The sequence below is a fragment of the Vibrio sp. Vb1127 genome (genome assembly GCF_033338735.1).
GTDB lineage: Bacteria > Pseudomonadota > Gammaproteobacteria > Enterobacterales > Vibrionaceae > Vibrio > Vibrio alginolyticus.
Genome location: NZ_JAWOTF010000010.1, coordinates 58752 through 75480 on the forward strand (window position 1 = coordinate 58752; position 16729 = coordinate 75480).

A 16729-nucleotide genomic window follows, 5' to 3' on the forward strand; every position below is an offset into this window, starting at 1 on the left:
ACCCACAAATTTCTGGACTGCTAGCTTATAGCCAAGCTTGGATGCCATACTGGCCTTCAAGCATACCAACTGCAAGCATAGCAACTAAACAGATAACAAGTACGCTTACTGGGATCACAATCTTGTCTACAAATGATAGGCGAGACGCGCGCTCTTTATCTCCAATTAAACCGTTGTTATCTAAAAGCATAGTTAGTGCCCAAGCTAGAACTGGGTTAACAACGGCAGAACCAAAGATACAGATACCTGCTGCTTGTGAGTCTTTCGAGTCCTTCACCATCTGCATGCCAGCTTCAAGCAGTGGTAGAGATACACCAACGAGAAGAGCAACGCGCATAACTGGAGGCCATACTGCAACGTCCATAGGAAAACCAAGGATTGCAACAATAATACATAGAGAGCCTAGTAAGATGGCACCAGCAGGAATAGGGCGTTTCGCGATTGCAGCAGGGATCATGTAAGTCCCCCAAGATGATGTGATGTTACCACCACCCACTGCAGTACCAACCATTTGGCGAACGGAACACATTGTCATTGTGTCATCAACGTCCATCAGCACTTTCTCACTCTTACGTGGGTAGTTCATCTCTTGGAAGATACGGTGACCCAAGAAGTCAGGTGACCACATTGCTACCGCAAGAATCGCGAATGGTAGTGAAGCGATGAAGTGTTCCATATTAGGAAGACCAAGCATCCAACCTTCTTCTGTGGAACCCCACCAGTAGATTGGATTTAGGTTTGGAAGGCCTGTCTCGGTTACGAATTTAATATCGAAGCCTGCGCCAAGAGCAAGTGCGATTGCAAGCCCAGTGAAGGCACAAACAGGGATCGCTAGCCAGCGTTTGTTCACTTTAGCAAGGAACGCGTATAAGCCAATGGTAACCGCAAGAACAATTAGACCGATGTAACCCATGCTACCAGCGGCAACCGTATCGGATTGCAAACCAACAGCCCAAGCTTGAATAGAGTTAATTTGGCTCATGGTTCCGGTTAAACCTAGGAAAATAAGAAGGCCACCAGCCGTACCTTCAGAGGTGAGGTTAACCAGTTTTGACCCACCTTTTAAGAGGCTCAAAATCAAACCAAACACACCAATGAGAATTGCTAATGCAAGAGGGTGAGCACCAGCAAGAGCGATGGTACCAATAAGAGGGATCATTGGGCCGTGGTTGCCTGCTAGGTTGGCTTTAGGGTTAATAAAACCAGAGGCAAGTACACAGAAAAGAAGTGCAGGGATGAGCATTTCTACACGCGCAACTTCGATAGCAAAGTCCTTGCCTAAGTTTACGTGGTCCCATGCTGCAGTAAGACCTTCAGCCCAAGACATCATTACCGCAGAGTACATTGCGATAATACCGATAGTACCAGCAAGTGCTGGAACAAGGTCTTCAAGCTCAAAGCGGAAGTCACGACCTGGCAAGTTCAAGCCAAAACGACGTGGCTTCATAATTTGTAGTTCGTGGTCTAGGTAGTCTGAACGGCTTGCGAACTCAGATGCTGGACGATGAAGCTCACGGTAGCTCTTGGTCTCGATATCTGAATCAGAGTGCGTTTTGTTAACTGCGTCTGACATAGATTCCTCATATATTTAAAAGTTATGAATTCTTCATTCAATTGTGTTAATCCGCATCCTGCGGCACGCTTATGCTAGCTATTGTTAGATTTGTTACACGTCGACACTGTGCCTAAGCATAGCTAATAACTTATTGTGTTGAGGCACAAAAAAAAGCCTCATCTTTTGGCAGGAGTCTAGCAAGATAGCCATTTAGGGTGATTGATTTAGATCACTTTAAGAATGGTTGTGAAATAAAACTACAGAAAGTTTCTGGCATGCGAATGAGATGCGGAGATCTTGTGTAATTTCATTACACAAGTTGCATAAAATTAGAACTTTTTGTCCTTTTGCACGAGATGCAGATTAAATGTCAATATTCACGATGATTATATAAAGCTGGCTTTATTCTTGCTTTGGACAGAGCAAAGACAATTTTTTGGCTAATCATTGCCGCTCAGTTTAGGAAAAAGACATGAAACAGCTTAAAGTACTGCCACTAGTGGCAATCATCTCAGGGTTAATGGTCGGTTGCGGCGGCGGTGGCGGCGGTGGCGGTGGTGCAGCGCCGAAAACTGCGTTTACTTTTGATTTTGCTATACCAGCAACAATGACTGAAAGTGAAGCAACTACGAAAGGTTGTACTGTATATGACCACAAAACTGAACTGAACGGCGATAAAACGGTTTTAACCTATAGTGCAGCGTCAAAAGAGCAAGTGACCAACTATGTTATCGGTTACTACTCTGATGCCGATGGCAAAAGATCCGGAGACATTATCAAACCTACCACTGATAACTTTAAGTTTTATCTTGAAGATATCCCTGACGGCGGCTTTGTGACGTTTCAAGCAATAGAATTTAACGGCAAAGAAGCTCGCGTAAACACGTTTTCAAAAGAGTTCTTGCAAGATAAGAAACTACGTAATGCTACTTTTGCACTAAACCGAGACTCTTTGAACAAATGCTTTACTGGCGGTAACTTAGCAAGCAATAAGTTTACTAACTTAGATTACCGAAACGCTGAATCAGGTGGCGGAGATTACAACTTTGTCTCGCAAACCGATATTTTCACGTCTCCGAACCCTGATATGTTGCCTACTGATGAACTGATGGGGCTTAAAGGTGAACCAACGGCATTGTTTCAGTATGAATCAGGTTCAAGCGACAAAGCGCTTTACCAGTATGGTATTGGTTCGTGGGGAACTGGTGAGATAGCCTTAGTTAGAGCGGATAATACGTCAAACATTTATTCGTCTTCTGACTATACTTACGACTCGCTCAACATTGGCTTTGTTACTAACGGCTTTGCATATGACGCGTTGAAGCTGGATAAAACGGCCGTTGAATATAATCGCCCTAGTGCAACGAATAAAGAAACTTGGGTATACATGGCGTTCTCAGAGAATCAAGTTAATGGTTGGGAGTCTCTACTTAACGAAACGATCTCTGACGGATGGGATATTGACGTTGATCCGAGTGCTTACTTAAATATTGATAACCTGCCGAACACAAAACCAAGTGTATCAGCGCAAGGAAGTGCAGAGTCCGTGATTGATCTGGACATGGGCTTAACATCGTCTACTGAAGGCTTTACTCGTGTCGCTTACTTTGCAACTTCAGGCGACTACAGAGTCACACATCGCATTTTCACAACAAGTGATAGTGATTCTGTTGTTGTTCCAGAATTGCATTACTACAACTTCCCAACATCGGCCGTTAACGGTTTGAAAGTTTCAGCTTCGGACGATTTTAATCGCACTGCTTTGGTAGTGAATGAAGATAGTAATATTGATTCTAAAGTTTTCATGAGCTTCTTCTCCAATGGTGAAGCGTCAGAGCCTGAACTAGATGAAGACCTAGATGGCATCATTACTTCTGAAAAAGAAGGCTTAGAAAATGAAGTGACATTACGTACTTCAAACTCGTTGGTAGTCAGTCGTTTTAATTAATTCATTGCGACCTCGAATAGGTTTCAATTAACACTTTTGTAAATTTATTAAGCCCCTTTGAAAGGGGCTTTTTTATATTTAATATTCAACTTTTGAAGAATATGTTGCTATATATTGCATATTAATTTGTCTATCGTATCTTTCTATTCGAATTATTTAGGTTAATAATTTGTTGCAAGTTTCAAAGGGCGGTGCTAATTTGTTCCGAATTAGAGAGGGCGGAGTCCCTTAATTGCAGTGACAAAAACACAGGGAGTAGGGCGCATGAATGATGTACCAGCGCTAGATATAAAAGACCTGCACAAAACATTTGGACAAAATGAAGTTTTAAAAGGCATTTCACTTGCCGCGCACAAAGGAGATGTTATCTCCATTATTGGCTCTTCCGGCTCAGGTAAGAGTACCTTTCTCAGATGTATCAACTTGCTAGAAACGCCTACCGCGGGCGAAATTTGGGTAAATGGTGAATTAATCCAAATGAAGAACAGCAGAGCAGGTGAATCTGTTCCTGCTAATGAAAAGCAAGTCCAACGTATTCGCTCACGCCTGGCAATGGTTTTCCAAGGTTTCAACCTCTGGTCTCACCTAACCGTACTAGAAAACGTGATTGAGGCGCCTGTTCATGTCTTAGGCGTTCCAAAAGCTCAAGCGATTGAAAACGCAGAAGTCTTGCTTAAGAAGGTAGGCTTGTATGAGCGTAAAGATTATTACCCTGGGCACTTATCTGGCGGCCAGCAGCAACGTGCAGCTATTGCCCGTGCGCTAGCAGTTGACCCAGAGGTGATGTTGTTTGACGAGCCAACTTCTGCGCTTGACCCAGAACTTGTAGGAGAAGTTCTGGGGGTAATGAGAGATTTGGCAGATGAAGGGCGAACTATGCTGGTGGTCACGCACGAAATGGCGTTTGCGCGTGACGTATCAAACCATGTGATGTTTTTACATCAAGGCTTAGTGGAAGAACAGGGAAATCCAGCTAAGCTATTTACAAACCCGGATTCAGAACGATTACAGCAGTTTATCTCATCCATTTACTAATATTTGTTAGGCGGCAGACTATTGCCTCCTAAGCCAACACAACAAACAAAACGAAATAAAATAGCAATCACAGGAGTATGGAAATGAAAAAGTGGTTATTAGCAGCAACGATTGCTGCAACGGCAGTATCAGGTGTTGCCCAAGCGAAAGAATGGAAAACAGTTCGCTTTGGTATCGAAGGCGCTTACCCTCCGTTTAGCTGGACAGAAACTGATGGCTCAATAAAAGGCTTTGACGTAGACATGGCAAATGCACTCTGTGAAGAGATGCAAGTGAAGTGCAAAATCGTCGCTCAAGATTGGGATGGTATTATTCCTTCTCTGCTTGCACGTAAGTACGATGCCATCATCGCAGCAATGTCTATCACTGAAGAGCGCAAGAAAAAAGTCGATTTCACTGGCAAGTACGCACAAATCCCAAATAAATTTATCGCTAAGAAAGGTGCGGGTCTAGATTTTGATAATCTTAAAGATGTCAAAATTGGCGTGCAACGTGCGACGACACATGACAAGTACTTAACTGACAACTACGGCGATGATGTTGAAATTGTGCGTTATGGCTCTTTTGATGAAGCGTATCTTGATCTAGAAAATGGTCGAATTGCTGCCGTTTTAGGTGATGCGTCTGCTCTAGAAGAGGGTGTGATCAACAAAGCAGGTGGCGAAGCTTATGAGTTTGTTGGACCATCGTTAACCGATCCAAAATGGTTTGGCGAAGGTATGGGTATCGCTGTTCGTAAACAAGACAAAGATCTGACGAAGAAACTCGACGCAGCAATTATTTCACTACGTGAGAAAGGTGTTTACCAAGAAATTGCTGGTAAATACTTTAACTACGATGTGTACGGTGAATAAACCGTAATTAAGCGACCGTTGGCTTGTTCCTAGAAGTAGTCAACGGTCGATTTTTTGAGTTTAGGGATTAGGAACTCACCTATGCTAGATTTACAAGGATACGAAGCTTCGATTTTGAAAGGAGCTTTAGTAACAATAGAAGTTGCAGTGCTTTCACTCATTCTCGCCATGGTCTTAGGAATGCTTGGCGCATTAGCTAAGTTAGCACCTTACAAATGGGCAAGGGCGATTGCCACTCTTTACACTACCGTCATTCGCGGCATTCCAGATTTGGTTCTGATGATGCTAATTTTCTTTGGTGGACAAATACTTTTAAATAACAGCCTTTACTCCATCAACGAAACGCTCAACGAGTGGTTTGCCTCGAGTGATCCAAACCATGAATGGACGTCTTACTTACCTGATTATATTGATGTCAGCCCATTTATTGCTGGTGTACTCACGATTGGTTTTATCTTTGGTGCCTACATGGCGGAGACTTTTCGTGGAGCGATCATGGCGGTGGACAAAGGTGAGCTAGAAGCGGCGAAAGCTTATGGGATGAGTTCTGCTTTATCGTTTAGAAGAATCTTACTGCCTCAGATGATTCGTCATGCATTACCTGGATTTGGTAATAACTGGTTAGTGTTACTTAAGACCACAGCGTTAGTTTCCATTATTGGTCTGGATGACATGGTGAGAATGAGCTCATTGGCAGCAGGTACCACCAAAATGCCGTTCACCTTTTACATGGCTGTCGCGCTCATCTTTCTATTTTTTACCAGCGTTTCGACCGGGCTACTCAAGCTTGTTGAGCGTAAGTTCAGTATTCATGCGAGGTAAGTTATGGACTTTTCTTTGATTATTGAAAGCTTTCCAACTTATCTTCAGGGACTTTGGACAACAGTTTGGTTAGTGGGATTAGCGTTAGTTATTGGCTTGTGTGTCTCTATCCCATTAGCCGTGGCACGCAATAGTACCAATTACGCTCTAAGCTTACCTTCTTGGGGATTCATTTACTTTTTCCGTGGAACGCCGCTATTGGTTCAGCTGTATTTGATTTACTACGGCATGGATCAGTTTTTCCCTGTGAAAGATACCTTGTGGGAGAACGCTTGGTTCTGTGCTTTGGTCGCTTTTATTCTTAATACATCGGCTTACACCGCAGAAATTATTCGTGGTGCGATTAATGGTTTGCCGAAAGGTGAGGTGGAAGCTGCGAAAGCCTATGGCATGAGTAAGTTTATGACATACAGACGTATTATCTTGCCGAGTGCATTGCGTCGAGCATTACCAGCTTATTCAAACGAGGTCATATTTATGCTGCACGGAAGTGCAGTCGCGGGCATCGTTACCATCATGGATTTAACTGGTGCTGCGCGTCTAGTTAACTCGCGCTACTATGCACCATTTGAGTCTTTCCTGACGGCGGGGCTGTTCTACATGGCACTGACGTTTATGATCTTGTGGTGTTTCAAAGTGGCAGAGAAGCGTTTCTTAGCTTATCTGCGTCCTTTAAGCTAATTATCAATAGAGGCAATAGCACCGGAATGGGTGCTATTGCTTTTGATAATTTTGTTATCTTCATTCCTATTTTTCCAGCCGATGTAAAAGACTCTTTCTTATTATTCATTAACTTACATTAACATTCGGTAAACTCATTGTTTAGTAAGTAAAAATGAAAAAAACAATTCTATCGTTGGGCATTGCCGCCTTAGCCACAGGATGTGGTGGGGGAGAGGGAGAATCACAACCTAATGCTCAAGTAAAACCAACGCCAGCTCCAGTTCAACAAGCTCTTGAAACTGGTAATGCACTGCTCGTTTCTGACCCGAGCGATTTCATTCGTGAAAGTCGTCAGGTTGTGGAAGCTCACAAGATGCAGTCGAATACGATCAAATCTGCAATTGCGAAAAACCTTTCAGGTCTTTATTGGGATCCAACCCATGATGCCGCGATCTTGGCACCTAAGTATGGCTTCAACGACACCATCTTGATGACCAATAAGGCCATGGTAAGCGGTTACAAAGATCAAGCTATGTCAATTGGCGTTGCCGGGGAAAAGTCTAATGGTCAACGTTACGCACTATTAGGGAGTAACCCATTTAGAACGGCACAACGTTTTCCCGACTCTTCCAACGCAGCGATGACGAAATGGTTAAGTAATCTGGTCACTTGGTTGTCGGGCGGAGTTACTTCAAACGTCGTCATCGCGCAAATGGACCAGTCTTATTACTTTCCGGATGAGCAAGCGACTCGGAATTGGCTGAAAGACAATGTTTTACAAGAGTTGGCGTTTAACGAGGCCAACCTATGCGATGGTTCGAAGCTACTTAGCTGCTTGCAAACCAATACTCCAAACTTATTGATCTTGTCACAGCATCTGCAATCTGGCGACACCAACCAACAAGTACTCGATGCTCTGGCATACGCTGAGCAAGCCCAAATTCCTGTTCTATACCTGCATTGGGATGGAGGACTAACTGAACTTGGCCGAGACATTTTGGAAAAATTCCATGTTGATTATGTGGGAGATAACTATTGGCGTAAGTTAGGCTTGGTTGATTGGGCGCCTTCATCACTCATGAACTTCGTGCCAGACTCTGTTGCTACGCAACAAGCGCTGTTGTCTCGTTTTGAATCTCAAAACTTCAATGTTGACTTGTCACAGTGTGAGGACAAATCTTGTCCTGACACTGCGAATATGGAAAGTCAATTTTATGCAGGGGCAAACAGTATTCGCCATCGGTTGAAAAAGCTTGATGAACAAAAAGTAGATTTGTTTAATCAAGACGGCTACCAATACGAAAAACTCATGGTATTGCTGGCTGATCATTATCGTCAAACGGTTGTCTTCCCAATGGACAAACAGTCAACCCAAACGACCGAATTCCTAAAGTCGTACTTTGCCGATTACGTGCAATACAACAGCCGAAGCGTAAACCCAAAACAACCAAATATGGGGAACTTCAGCCGTAGTGAGTTTAGCCCTGAAGTAAAGAGAATCAGCGCAACTATTAATATGGAATCAAAGCGTAATTTCCGCTCTGCTGGTGTGTATGCGCTTCCTGGGGAGACCTTTACGGTCACGCGCAATGACAGTAATGAAGTGACGACTAAAATTGTCATCAACAGTTTAAGAAGTGGCGCAACTCATGAGTTCAGCAAAGATGGATACACGCGACCAAAAATGCTGACTTCTTTCGCCTATGAGGTGAAGCCGGGTGAAACCATCACGCTGACTTCACCTTATGGCGGGCCTATCCAGGTTCACTTTAACAATAATGATGTGCCAGTAGCTCTAACATTTAGCCATGTAGCGCAACACCCTGTATGGAGAAGTGAAAAGGATAACGATGCGTTTATTCAGGAGCTTGAAGCGAATTTGTTCGATTGGGCTGAACTGATCACGCCTGGATTTGAGGTACACTCTAAACGTGACAAAATGCTTGAATCTGTCAACGATGAGATGTGGTCGACACCAGCTGAAATGGCGCTAGCGACAGAAGAGTATGTTCATAACTACCCACATGTCTTGGCTGGTTTCCAAGGGCCGGGGATCGATGAGGTTCCGGAAATTATCCAGTATGCCAAAAATCAAGGTTGGGAAATCGCCAATATTGATATGGTGAAGCATATGAACGCTGACCAAGCGACGTGTGGTTACGGCTGTTCTGGTAACCCATACGATGCTTACTGGTCATTCAGCCCACTCGGTCACGGTGATTTACATGAGCTTGGTCATGGTTTAGAAAAAGGTCGATTCCGATTTTCAGGCTGGGAAGGGCATTCAACGACCAATTACTACTCGTATTACAGTAAGTCTCGTTTCTTCCAGAATACGGGGAAAGTTTCAACCTGCCAAAGCTTGGATTTCAAAGGCCAGTTTGAATTATTGCAAGCTAGCCGAACTCAAGCGGATCCAAACGCATACATGGCAGCGCAAAATCAAACCAGTTGGAGTTGGGGCGCTCGTGTTTACATTCAAATGATGATGGCGGCGCAGCATGAAGGTGTGCTTAAAAATGGTTGGCATTTATTGGCGCGCTTGCACCTGATTGAACGTGAGTTTAACCGCTTAAAATCGGACGATGCGCTTTGGGATGAGAGACGATTGAGTATTGGTTTCGCCAACTACTCTCGGGAAGAAGCAAATAGCATCTCGAACAACGACTGGTTGCTTATTGCTCTGAGCTACATTTCTCAGCGAGATATGACTAACTATCTCGATATGTGGGGGTTCTCGTTCACAGAAAAAGCGAAACAGCAGGTTGTGGCGCTGAATCTACCGTCGATGCCGCTCACTTACTTTGCAAGTAGTAATACAGGCTACTGTCTGAACGAATTTGCTCAAACACCGATAACTATTGATGGTCAAACAGTTTGGCCGCTGAATCAGTGATTAAATGGTAATTTGTATGAAAAAGGGAGACTGAGTCTCCCTTTTTATTGGACTAAGCTTAGCGTTGAGTCTCGCTTATAGCTTTGCAATATATTACTTAAATGTCGACCAGATTGGTGCGTGATCTGAAGGCTTCTCGATACCACGAAGCTCATAGTCGATACCAGATTCAATACACTTTTTCGCTAGAGAAGGGGTTGCCAAAATGACATCAATTCGTAGGCCACGGTTATCATCAAAACCGCGAGAACGGTAGTCAAACCACGAAAATTGATCGTTCACCTCTGGGTATAGCTTACGGAAGGTGTCCACAAAGCCCCAGTCTAGTAAGGTTTTCAACCATTCGCGCTCTTCAGGTTGGAATGAACATTTACCTGTTTTTAGCCAACGTTTACGGTTTGGTTCGCCGATACCGATATCTGCATCAATAGGGCTGATGTTGATGTCACCCATAACAATTAATTGCTCGTCGTTATTGTGATGATCGTTTAGGTAGGTCATCAGATCTTTATAGAATTGGCGCTTGTATGGGAATTTGGTTTCGTGGCTGATGTTATCCCCTTGAGGGAAATAGCCGTTTAGCACAGTGACCTTTTCGCCGTTTTCATTTAAAAACGTTGCCATGATCATGCGCTTTTGATGTTCTTCGTTATCCGTCGGGAACCCTTTTTGTACGTGTAGAGGCTCTTGCTTACAAAGCATTGCTACGCCGTAATGTGCTTTTTGACCATGAAAATACACTTTGTAGCCCATGGCTTCGACAGCTTCAATCGGGAATGCTTCATCGTGAACTTTAATTTCCTGAAGACCAATCACATCAGGTTGGTGTTTGTCGATTAGCGCTTGGAGTTGGTGCAGTCGCGCACGTAGTCCATTGATGTTAAAGCTGATTACTTTCATTATTTATCCTTTTGGGGGCGTACTTTTTATGAATAGTATCATTGTGTAAGAGCACTGAAAATGAGTCTCGGTGAAAGGAGTGAAACGCTCTGAGCTACTTTGCTTTTAATTTGTTTTCTAAGTCGTTTTGCACGATCTTTAAAGCGTTAAGCGCAATTTCTGGATCTATCTCATTGCTCTCAAGCAAATAGATTAAATCGACAGCCAGTTTGATCTCTTCAGGTGCGTCATCTAAAGGCGAGGTTGGTTGGTCAGCCATTATTGATGTTTTTCCCTATGTGTAATTTGGTTCTCTAGCTTAAGAAGTGCTGCTTCACAACGCGCTAAACGTTGCTCGGTTGCTAGTAATACTTTTTGAGCGTCGGCACGCATAAAACTAGGAGCGCTTTCGACAGCACGTTCTTTTTCTAACACCATCTCGCGCAAGCGTCTTGCCCACTCTTGGTGTTGAGCGAGCTCCTGATAAAGCACGTTGATAGGCTTACGGAAATGGCTGCTATGTTTGATTTCATTCTTACGAATTTTAGTGGTAGAAATCTCGCGTTGAATCGCACCGATTTGCGCCACTAACCGTTCAGTGAGGTACTCAGCACGCAAAGCGGTGAGCTTACCTTCATTTTGCTCACGCACAATCGCATCCAGCGTGGCTTTTGCTTCTTTTACGCAAGGAGTAAGTAAGCGAGAGCGGCAACCAAATAAACGCTCATCAAAAAGCGGAACATGATGTTCGCCTCTTTGACGGTCAAGAACAGCGGCTTGCTTCGCCATTTGTTCTAGATTTTCCTGGAGTTGAGAAATGTTCATGACAAACCTACAAACCATGCGTCATAAGCCAATTTAATGGCTAGTATGCTGACGACAGTAACAAATACAGGACGAATGAATTTAGAACCAAATCTAATAGCGGAGTGCGCGCCAACAAAAGCACCAGCCATTAAACATACTCCCATTGTTAAGCCTAGCACCCAGTTGATGTGTCCGAGGAATGCAAAAGTGATCAAAGAGGTAAAGTTACTGGTAAAGTTCATTGCTTTTGCTAACCCAGAGGCGAGCAAGATATTCAGCCGGTACAGCGCCATTGAACTTACTGTCCAAAAAGCCCCAGTTCCAGGCCCTGCGAGTCCGTCGTAGAATCCTATGGATAAGCCTTGCATGTACTGTTTTTTATGAAGTTTTGGGCAAGGCTCGGGTATTGGACTTTGATGAGCAGAGTGGGGTGTTTTATGAAAAACGGTATACAACGCTGCTGCCAAAATAACAAGCGGCAATCCTTTTTCCAGCCAATCCGTACTAATCGCATCTACAAATAGCGTACCTAATGTCGCTCCGACGAGTGTTGCCACGAATGCACGCCTCCAGCATTGAGGTTTGAATAGACGTTTTTTGTAGTACGTAAATGCTGCAGTAGAAGAAGCAAAGGTAGCGGCAAGTTTATTGGTGCCTAGTGCAATATGAGGCGGCAAGCCTAGCGAAAGTAGAGCAGGTACGGTAAGCATGCCACCACCACCGGCAACTGCATCAATAAATCCTGCGACAAAAGCGACAAGCGCCAACACCAACAGCATGGTTGGCTCAATCATTTCCATAAATGGTGATTCTTCTAATATTCTATTTTACGTTTAAATGGAGGTAGTGAGTCGATTAAGGCTTGTCCGTATCGCTTAGTGACTAGGCGTCGATCAAGAATCGTTACTCTACCAGAATCTCTCTCTTTACGCAGTAAGCGACCTACGCTCTGGATCAGCTTTTTGCTTGCGTCTGGTACAGTTATTTGCATAAACGGGTTTCCTCCTTTTTTCTCAATGTATTCGGAATGAGCCTGCTCAACAGGGGAGGTTGGAACGCCAAATGGAATTTTTGTAATCACCAAGTTTTCAAGTAATTCGCCAGGTAAGTCTAGCCCCTCAGAGAAACTGCCAGTACCAAATAAGATGCTGGTTTTATTTGATTCTATTAACTTTTTATGTTTTTTTAGAATTTCCTGACGTGAGCTTTCACCTTGAACTTGCAACGCCCAGCCTTTTTTTATGAACTCCGAAGAGAGTGCCTTCGCGACTTGGTTCATCTGCCAATAGGATGAGAATAATACTAAGTTGGCTTTCTTGTCTTCCAAGTACTTAGGCAAGATCTCAATAAGATATTCAGTAAATTGAGGCGCTGGTGGTTCATATTTCATCGCAGGGATGAGTAATTCTGCCTGGTTTTGGTAATCGAATGGTGACGCAAGCGCTAAAAACTGAGTGCCTGATTCTGGTTTTCCATCAATACCAACCTGATGGCAAAAGTAATGGAAAGAGTTTAATGCACGCATCGTTGCGGAAACCAAAATGGCGCCAATACATCTGCTCCAAATCTGTTGATCGAGTTGCCATCCAATTTCAAGTGGCGAAACACTCACAATGAAATCACCCTCGCGATCGGGGTGGGTTTCTAACCAGCGAGCTAAAGGCGCACCTTTTTCACGAGTTGGTTCAGCCATTAAATGCCATACTTGCGCTAGGTTTTCTAACCTTTGAATGTAGAAACCGAGCTCTGCAAGCGCTGGTTCAGCCAACCTTGTCGCAAGCTCCCCGTCTTTTACTCTTTCCGCAATAAGGTCGGCAATTTTTGCCACGCTCTGATTTGCTTTTTTACTGAACTGTTTTAGTTCTTTGGATTGGTTCTCTAGCCACTCAGGTAGTTCACCGTGTTCGAAGCGGTAGATACCCTCTTCAAATTGAGCTGGGTCGAACTGTTTGGGCAATTGAGTCAGTGCCGGTATCAAGTTCTGAACCGCGTCTTGAAGGTCGTTGCGAAATCGAGCTACGCGTTTCTCGTCTGCGAGTGATGAAAACTTACTAATCGACTGATTTAACTTCTCAAGCCATGCTGCCGCGCCTTTTAAACTCGCAGATGCTGAAGCATGGTCACGAGCGACGTGAGGTAAGTGATGTGCCTCGTCGAAGACGTATATTGTATTTTCTGGCTCAGGTAAAATCACGCCGCCACCTAAATCTGCGTCTGCCATGACGAGAGAGTGGTTAGCAATGATGACATCGTTTTTATCCAACTCTGAGCGCGCTTTTTGGAATGGGCAGCCGCGGTGGCCTGGTAAACTGTTATTGCAACTGTGTTTATCACTGACAATCAGTTGCCAAAGCTTATCGTCGATGGGTTTAGGCCAAGAATCACGGTCACCGTCCCATTTACCTTGCGCAAGAGAGCGATGCATTGTTTCTAACAGCTCTATATCTTTTTGCTTAGGTTTGGTTTCAAACATGGCTAACTGGCCACCATCAGCACCGCTAGCAGTGGCGAGCTTTTCTGCACAACAATAGCGTTGACGGCCTTTTGCCAAAATAAAAGAAAACTCTCGGTCGGTAATCCGACGAAAAAGAGGGAGGTCTTTATTTATGAGCTGCTCTTGCAGAGCGACGGTCGCCGTTGAGATAACCACTTTCCTATTGTTATGTACAGCCACGGGAATGGTCGCCATTAGATAAGAGAGCGATTTACCAATTCCAGTCCCTGCTTCTGCAACGAGTATTCGGTTAGATTTGTGATACTGACCGCACAGCGTTTTTGCAATCTCTGCAACAAGGTAGTTTTGTGCTCTTCTAGGCACAAAGTTATCAAGTTGATCTTGAAGGTTTTGATAGCTATTACGAATCGATTTTTGAATGTTACTGGTCAGCATACGGGCCTCAAATGCGTTGGAGGCGAATAGTAGCACACATCACTAGTTGTACAGTAGTTCACAAAACGGAATGCTTTTATAAGGAATGTAGATCTCCTTCACAAAAAAATATTGAACCTTATCTTAATGAAATTAATTTCATTATATGAAAAATATAAAACTCCAACTTGGTCTTATTTGTGGGTTTTTATTCTTTTTTTTGTTTTTTTAAATTTACTTATTGGATTAAAAAACCATTTGTTAATAATTTTGTAAATTACAAATAATAATGGAGATTGGTTAGATGTTCGTCGAATAAATAAAGGTAAACTTATCAAGTTATTGTTTTATAATGGTATTTTGTTTTTTTTACATTGGTGTTTAGAAAATTTGACAGCCAGAATAATCTTTTGCACTCTTAGCTCCAGATTTTGAGGAGGTGCTGTATAACGTTTTGTTAACGCTCTACCTCAAACATATAAAAAAAGGGAACCGGACAAGGATATCCCGAACTAAGAAAAGGCAGTGGATTAATTATGAAAAAAACTCTATTAGCACTAGCTGTAGTTGCGTCTGCAACTTCAGTGAACGCAGCTGAAGTATTCAAATCTGAAGAAGGTTCTGTAGATTTCTACGGTCAGCTACGTCCAACTCTTCTATTCACAGAAAAAACTGATCACACAGCAGAGCTAAACACTAGCTCTTCTCGTACTGGTGTGAACGCGGTTTACGTTGTTGACGAAAGCCTAAAAGTTCTGGGTGAAGTTGAAATCGGTGTTGCTCTAGGTGACAACTACGACGCAGGTGCTGATTCAAGCGAGCGTACAGATGACTCTGTATACGTACGTCGCCACATCATCGGCTTTGATATGGGTGATATGGGTACTCTTCGCTTCGGTAAAGAAGGTACTTGGGCGGATGACGTATACTTCGCAGATTACTCTTACTTCTTCGGTGGTAACGCAGCGGAAACTGCATACGGTCACGCTTGGAACAACGATTCTCAAATCAAATACGCTTACGAAAATGACGCATTCTGGCTAAAAGCTGGTTACGCGCTAGGCGAAAAAGATTCTAACGAAGAAGTACTAGAAGTATTCGTTGGTAAATCTTTCAACGACCTATCTCTACACGCTGGTGTACTTACTGCGAACAACGACATCAACGTAACTAAAGAGAAAAAACTAGTTCTTAATGGTGTAGAGCAAACAGTTTCTCACACAGAGCGTACTGATAACGAAAACCTATCTTTTGAAGTAACTGCTGAGTACGCACTAAACGAGCACACTCTAGGTGCTACGTACTACTACAACGAAAACGAAGATAAGCTAGGTAAATCAACAGTTGATTCACACTACATCGTTGTAGCTGGTATGTTCGCTGTTGCTCCTAAAACAACTCTATACTCTGGTTACGAGTACCTAGCTCAGTCTACTGACGAAGCAGGTAAAGTAGACGCAGACTCTTCTTGGTTCTACGCTGGTGTTGAATACAAGTTCTCTAAATGGGCACGTGTATTCGCAGAAGCGGGTTACACTTTCGAAGGTACTGACTTCGACAACAAAGACACAGACGACGCAACTAACTTCGGTGTTGGTGCTCGTTTCTACTGGTAATCAATACCCAGTTTGATATTGTAAGACCCAGCTATATGCTGGGTCTTTTACTATGAAGATAAGGATGAAAAATTCTATGCAGTTATCATTAAAAGTGGCAATGGCACTGTCTATTTTTGCCAGTACAAACCTCTACGCTGCAACGACTTTAGTGGTTCCAGAAGACGTGAAGTTATTGGCCGTCAACATGGAGAAGCCAGATCTAGAAGGTGGTCTTTTTTCTAGTGAGAAGACAATCGATCTACCTGACGGAACGAATCAAATTGTCTTCAAATATCAACCTGCTTTTGAAACAAACGAAAACCTTAAGACGGTTTACAGTGATGTAATCGTTGCTAAATTTGATGCTGAAAACGAAAAGCTAACGTTTGAGCTGCCAGAGTTTAAAACTCTTCGCCAAGCGCAAAACAACATCTCGCCTCTAGATTGGCAATTACTGGATACCAAAGGCCAACCTATTGCTTTGGTCGAAGATGTATTAGAGTCAGATGGTGTTCAAATTGGTCGTAATTACCCTCAAGAATCTCGTAACTACAACATTGCTGGCGGTATCGCGAGTGTTGCCGTTAGTTATGTAACTGTGAATCAGCATCAACAATCAGTAAGTGATATCGAGCCTCGAGTTGAGACTAGTGATACCCGTTCAACAGCCGCATCGAACGACAGCCCAATGGTTGATGTATTAAAGACGATGTACCAGAAAGCGTCTCCGGCGGAAAAAGAGGCCTTTAAAAACTGGCTTGCTGAGCAGTAATCCCTTAGTTCATTAGATAGGGCTTAACTGA

The 16729-nt window shown here is 43.4% G+C and carries 14 protein-coding genes; 8 read left to right on the forward strand and 6 right to left on the reverse strand.

Translation table 11 applies throughout. The features are described 5' to 3' along the window. Nucleotides 1-25: 25 nt before the first annotated feature. Nucleotides 26-1573, reverse strand: a complete 1548-nt coding sequence (locus tag R7H07_RS14765) for a DUF3360 family protein (RefSeq protein ID WP_005378441.1) — start codon at nucleotides 1571-1573, stop codon at nucleotides 26-28. A gap of 454 nt (nucleotides 1574-2027) precedes the next feature. On the opposite strand from R7H07_RS14765, the gene R7H07_RS14770 reads away from it, so the two are divergent. The 6 genes from R7H07_RS14770 to R7H07_RS14795 all read left to right on the forward strand — a co-directional run bounded on the left by R7H07_RS14770 (nucleotide 2028) and on the right by R7H07_RS14795 (nucleotide 9773). Then, entirely contained in the window at nucleotides 2028-3503 is a 1476-nt protein-coding gene (locus R7H07_RS14770) for a hypothetical protein (protein WP_053307480.1), read from the forward strand. Nucleotides 3504-3767: 264 nt separating this feature from the next. After that, entirely contained in the window at nucleotides 3768-4538 is a 771-nt protein-coding gene (locus R7H07_RS14775; RefSeq protein ID WP_054729268.1) for an ABC transporter ATP-binding protein, read from the forward strand. An 83-nt stretch (nucleotides 4539-4621) separates the two neighbouring features. Continuing rightward, a complete protein-coding gene (locus R7H07_RS14780; RefSeq protein ID WP_005378437.1) occupies nucleotides 4622-5392 on the forward strand; it encodes an ABC transporter substrate-binding protein in 771 nt (256 codons plus the stop codon). Between the two features lie 81 nt (nucleotides 5393-5473). Then, entirely contained in the window at nucleotides 5474-6214 is a 741-nt protein-coding gene (locus R7H07_RS14785) for an ABC transporter permease (protein ID WP_005378436.1), read from the forward strand. Nucleotides 6215-6217: 3 nt separating this feature from the next. Next, complete coding sequence (locus tag R7H07_RS14790) at nucleotides 6218-6895, forward strand: ABC transporter permease (RefSeq protein ID WP_005378435.1); 678 nt, start codon at nucleotides 6218-6220, stop codon at nucleotides 6893-6895. A gap of 154 nt (nucleotides 6896-7049) precedes the next feature. Beyond that, a complete protein-coding gene (locus R7H07_RS14795) occupies nucleotides 7050-9773 on the forward strand; it encodes an ImpA family metalloprotease (protein ID WP_206959085.1) in 2724 nt (907 codons plus the stop codon). 93 nt (nucleotides 9774-9866) lie between these two features. Here R7H07_RS14795 and xthA read toward each other — a convergent pair whose 3' ends face one another. The 5 genes from xthA to dinG all read right to left on the reverse strand — a co-directional run bounded on the left by xthA (nucleotide 9867) and on the right by dinG (nucleotide 14349). Beyond that, nucleotides 9867-10673 carry an exodeoxyribonuclease III gene (gene xthA, locus R7H07_RS14800; protein ID WP_065274299.1) on the reverse strand — a complete coding sequence of 269 codons (807 nt, stop codon included), beginning with the start codon at nucleotides 10671-10673 and terminating at the stop codon, nucleotides 9867-9869. A 94-nt stretch (nucleotides 10674-10767) separates the two neighbouring features. Further along, complete coding sequence (gene rsmS, locus R7H07_RS14805) at nucleotides 10768-10932, reverse strand: pleiotropic regulatory protein RsmS (RefSeq protein ID WP_047100850.1); 165 nt, start codon at nucleotides 10930-10932, stop codon at nucleotides 10768-10770. Next, the gene (locus R7H07_RS14810) at nucleotides 10932-11477 is read right to left on the reverse strand and encodes a primosomal replication protein (RefSeq protein WP_005378431.1); all 546 of its coding nucleotides are present in this window, start codon (nucleotides 11475-11477) and stop codon (nucleotides 10932-10934) included. Before R7H07_RS14810 ends, rsmS begins: the two co-directional genes overlap by 1 nt. Then, the gene (locus tag R7H07_RS14815; protein ID WP_005387866.1) at nucleotides 11474-12259 is read right to left on the reverse strand and encodes a sulfite exporter TauE/SafE family protein; all 786 of its coding nucleotides are present in this window, start codon (nucleotides 12257-12259) and stop codon (nucleotides 11474-11476) included. The genes R7H07_RS14810 and R7H07_RS14815 overlap by 4 nt, the downstream gene beginning before the upstream one ends. 14 nt (nucleotides 12260-12273) lie before the next feature. Further along, a complete protein-coding gene (dinG, locus tag R7H07_RS14820) occupies nucleotides 12274-14349 on the reverse strand; it encodes an ATP-dependent DNA helicase DinG (RefSeq protein WP_053303240.1) in 2076 nt (691 codons plus the stop codon). 515 nt (nucleotides 14350-14864) lie between these two features. On the opposite strand from dinG, the gene R7H07_RS14825 reads away from it, so the two are divergent. Next, a complete protein-coding gene (locus R7H07_RS14825; protein WP_005378424.1) occupies nucleotides 14865-15944 on the forward strand; it encodes a porin in 1080 nt (359 codons plus the stop codon). Between the two features lie 76 nt (nucleotides 15945-16020). After that, entirely contained in the window at nucleotides 16021-16698 is a 678-nt protein-coding gene (locus R7H07_RS14830) for a DUF2057 family protein (protein WP_065274300.1), read from the forward strand. Nucleotides 16699-16729 lie beyond the last annotated feature (31 nt).

What these genes read in the sequence shown, in the direction of transcription:
- rsmS (WP_047100850.1), bottom strand. Translation starts at nt 10,932, where the DNA reads ATGGCTGACCAACCAACCTCGCCTTTAGATGACGCACCTGAAGAGATC.
- R7H07_RS14785 (WP_005378436.1), top strand. Translation starts at nt 5,474, where the DNA reads ATGCTAGATTTACAAGGATACGAAGCTTCGATTTTGAAAGGAGCTTTA.
- xthA (WP_065274299.1), bottom strand. Translation starts at nt 10,673, where the DNA reads ATGAAAGTAATCAGCTTTAACATCAATGGACTACGTGCGCGACTGCAC.
- R7H07_RS14810 (WP_005378431.1), bottom strand. Translation starts at nt 11,477, where the DNA reads ATGAACATTTCTCAACTCCAGGAAAATCTAGAACAAATGGCGAAGCAA.
- dinG (WP_053303240.1), bottom strand. Translation starts at nt 14,349, where the DNA reads ATGCTGACCAGTAACATTCAAAAATCGATTCGTAATAGCTATCAAAAC.
- R7H07_RS14765 (WP_005378441.1), bottom strand. Translation starts at nt 1,573, where the DNA reads ATGTCAGACGCAGTTAACAAAACGCACTCTGATTCAGATATCGAGACC.
- R7H07_RS14825 (WP_005378424.1), top strand. Translation starts at nt 14,865, where the DNA reads ATGAAAAAAACTCTATTAGCACTAGCTGTAGTTGCGTCTGCAACTTCA.
- R7H07_RS14815 (WP_005387866.1), bottom strand. Translation starts at nt 12,259, where the DNA reads ATGGAAATGATTGAGCCAACCATGCTGTTGGTGTTGGCGCTTGTCGCT.
- R7H07_RS14790 (WP_005378435.1), top strand. Translation starts at nt 6,218, where the DNA reads ATGGACTTTTCTTTGATTATTGAAAGCTTTCCAACTTATCTTCAGGGA.
- R7H07_RS14775 (WP_054729268.1), top strand. Translation starts at nt 3,768, where the DNA reads ATGAATGATGTACCAGCGCTAGATATAAAAGACCTGCACAAAACATTT.
- R7H07_RS14780 (WP_005378437.1), top strand. Translation starts at nt 4,622, where the DNA reads ATGAAAAAGTGGTTATTAGCAGCAACGATTGCTGCAACGGCAGTATCA.
- R7H07_RS14795 (WP_206959085.1), top strand. Translation starts at nt 7,050, where the DNA reads ATGAAAAAAACAATTCTATCGTTGGGCATTGCCGCCTTAGCCACAGGA.
- R7H07_RS14830 (WP_065274300.1), top strand. Translation starts at nt 16,021, where the DNA reads ATGCAGTTATCATTAAAAGTGGCAATGGCACTGTCTATTTTTGCCAGT.
- R7H07_RS14770 (WP_053307480.1), top strand. Translation starts at nt 2,028, where the DNA reads ATGAAACAGCTTAAAGTACTGCCACTAGTGGCAATCATCTCAGGGTTA.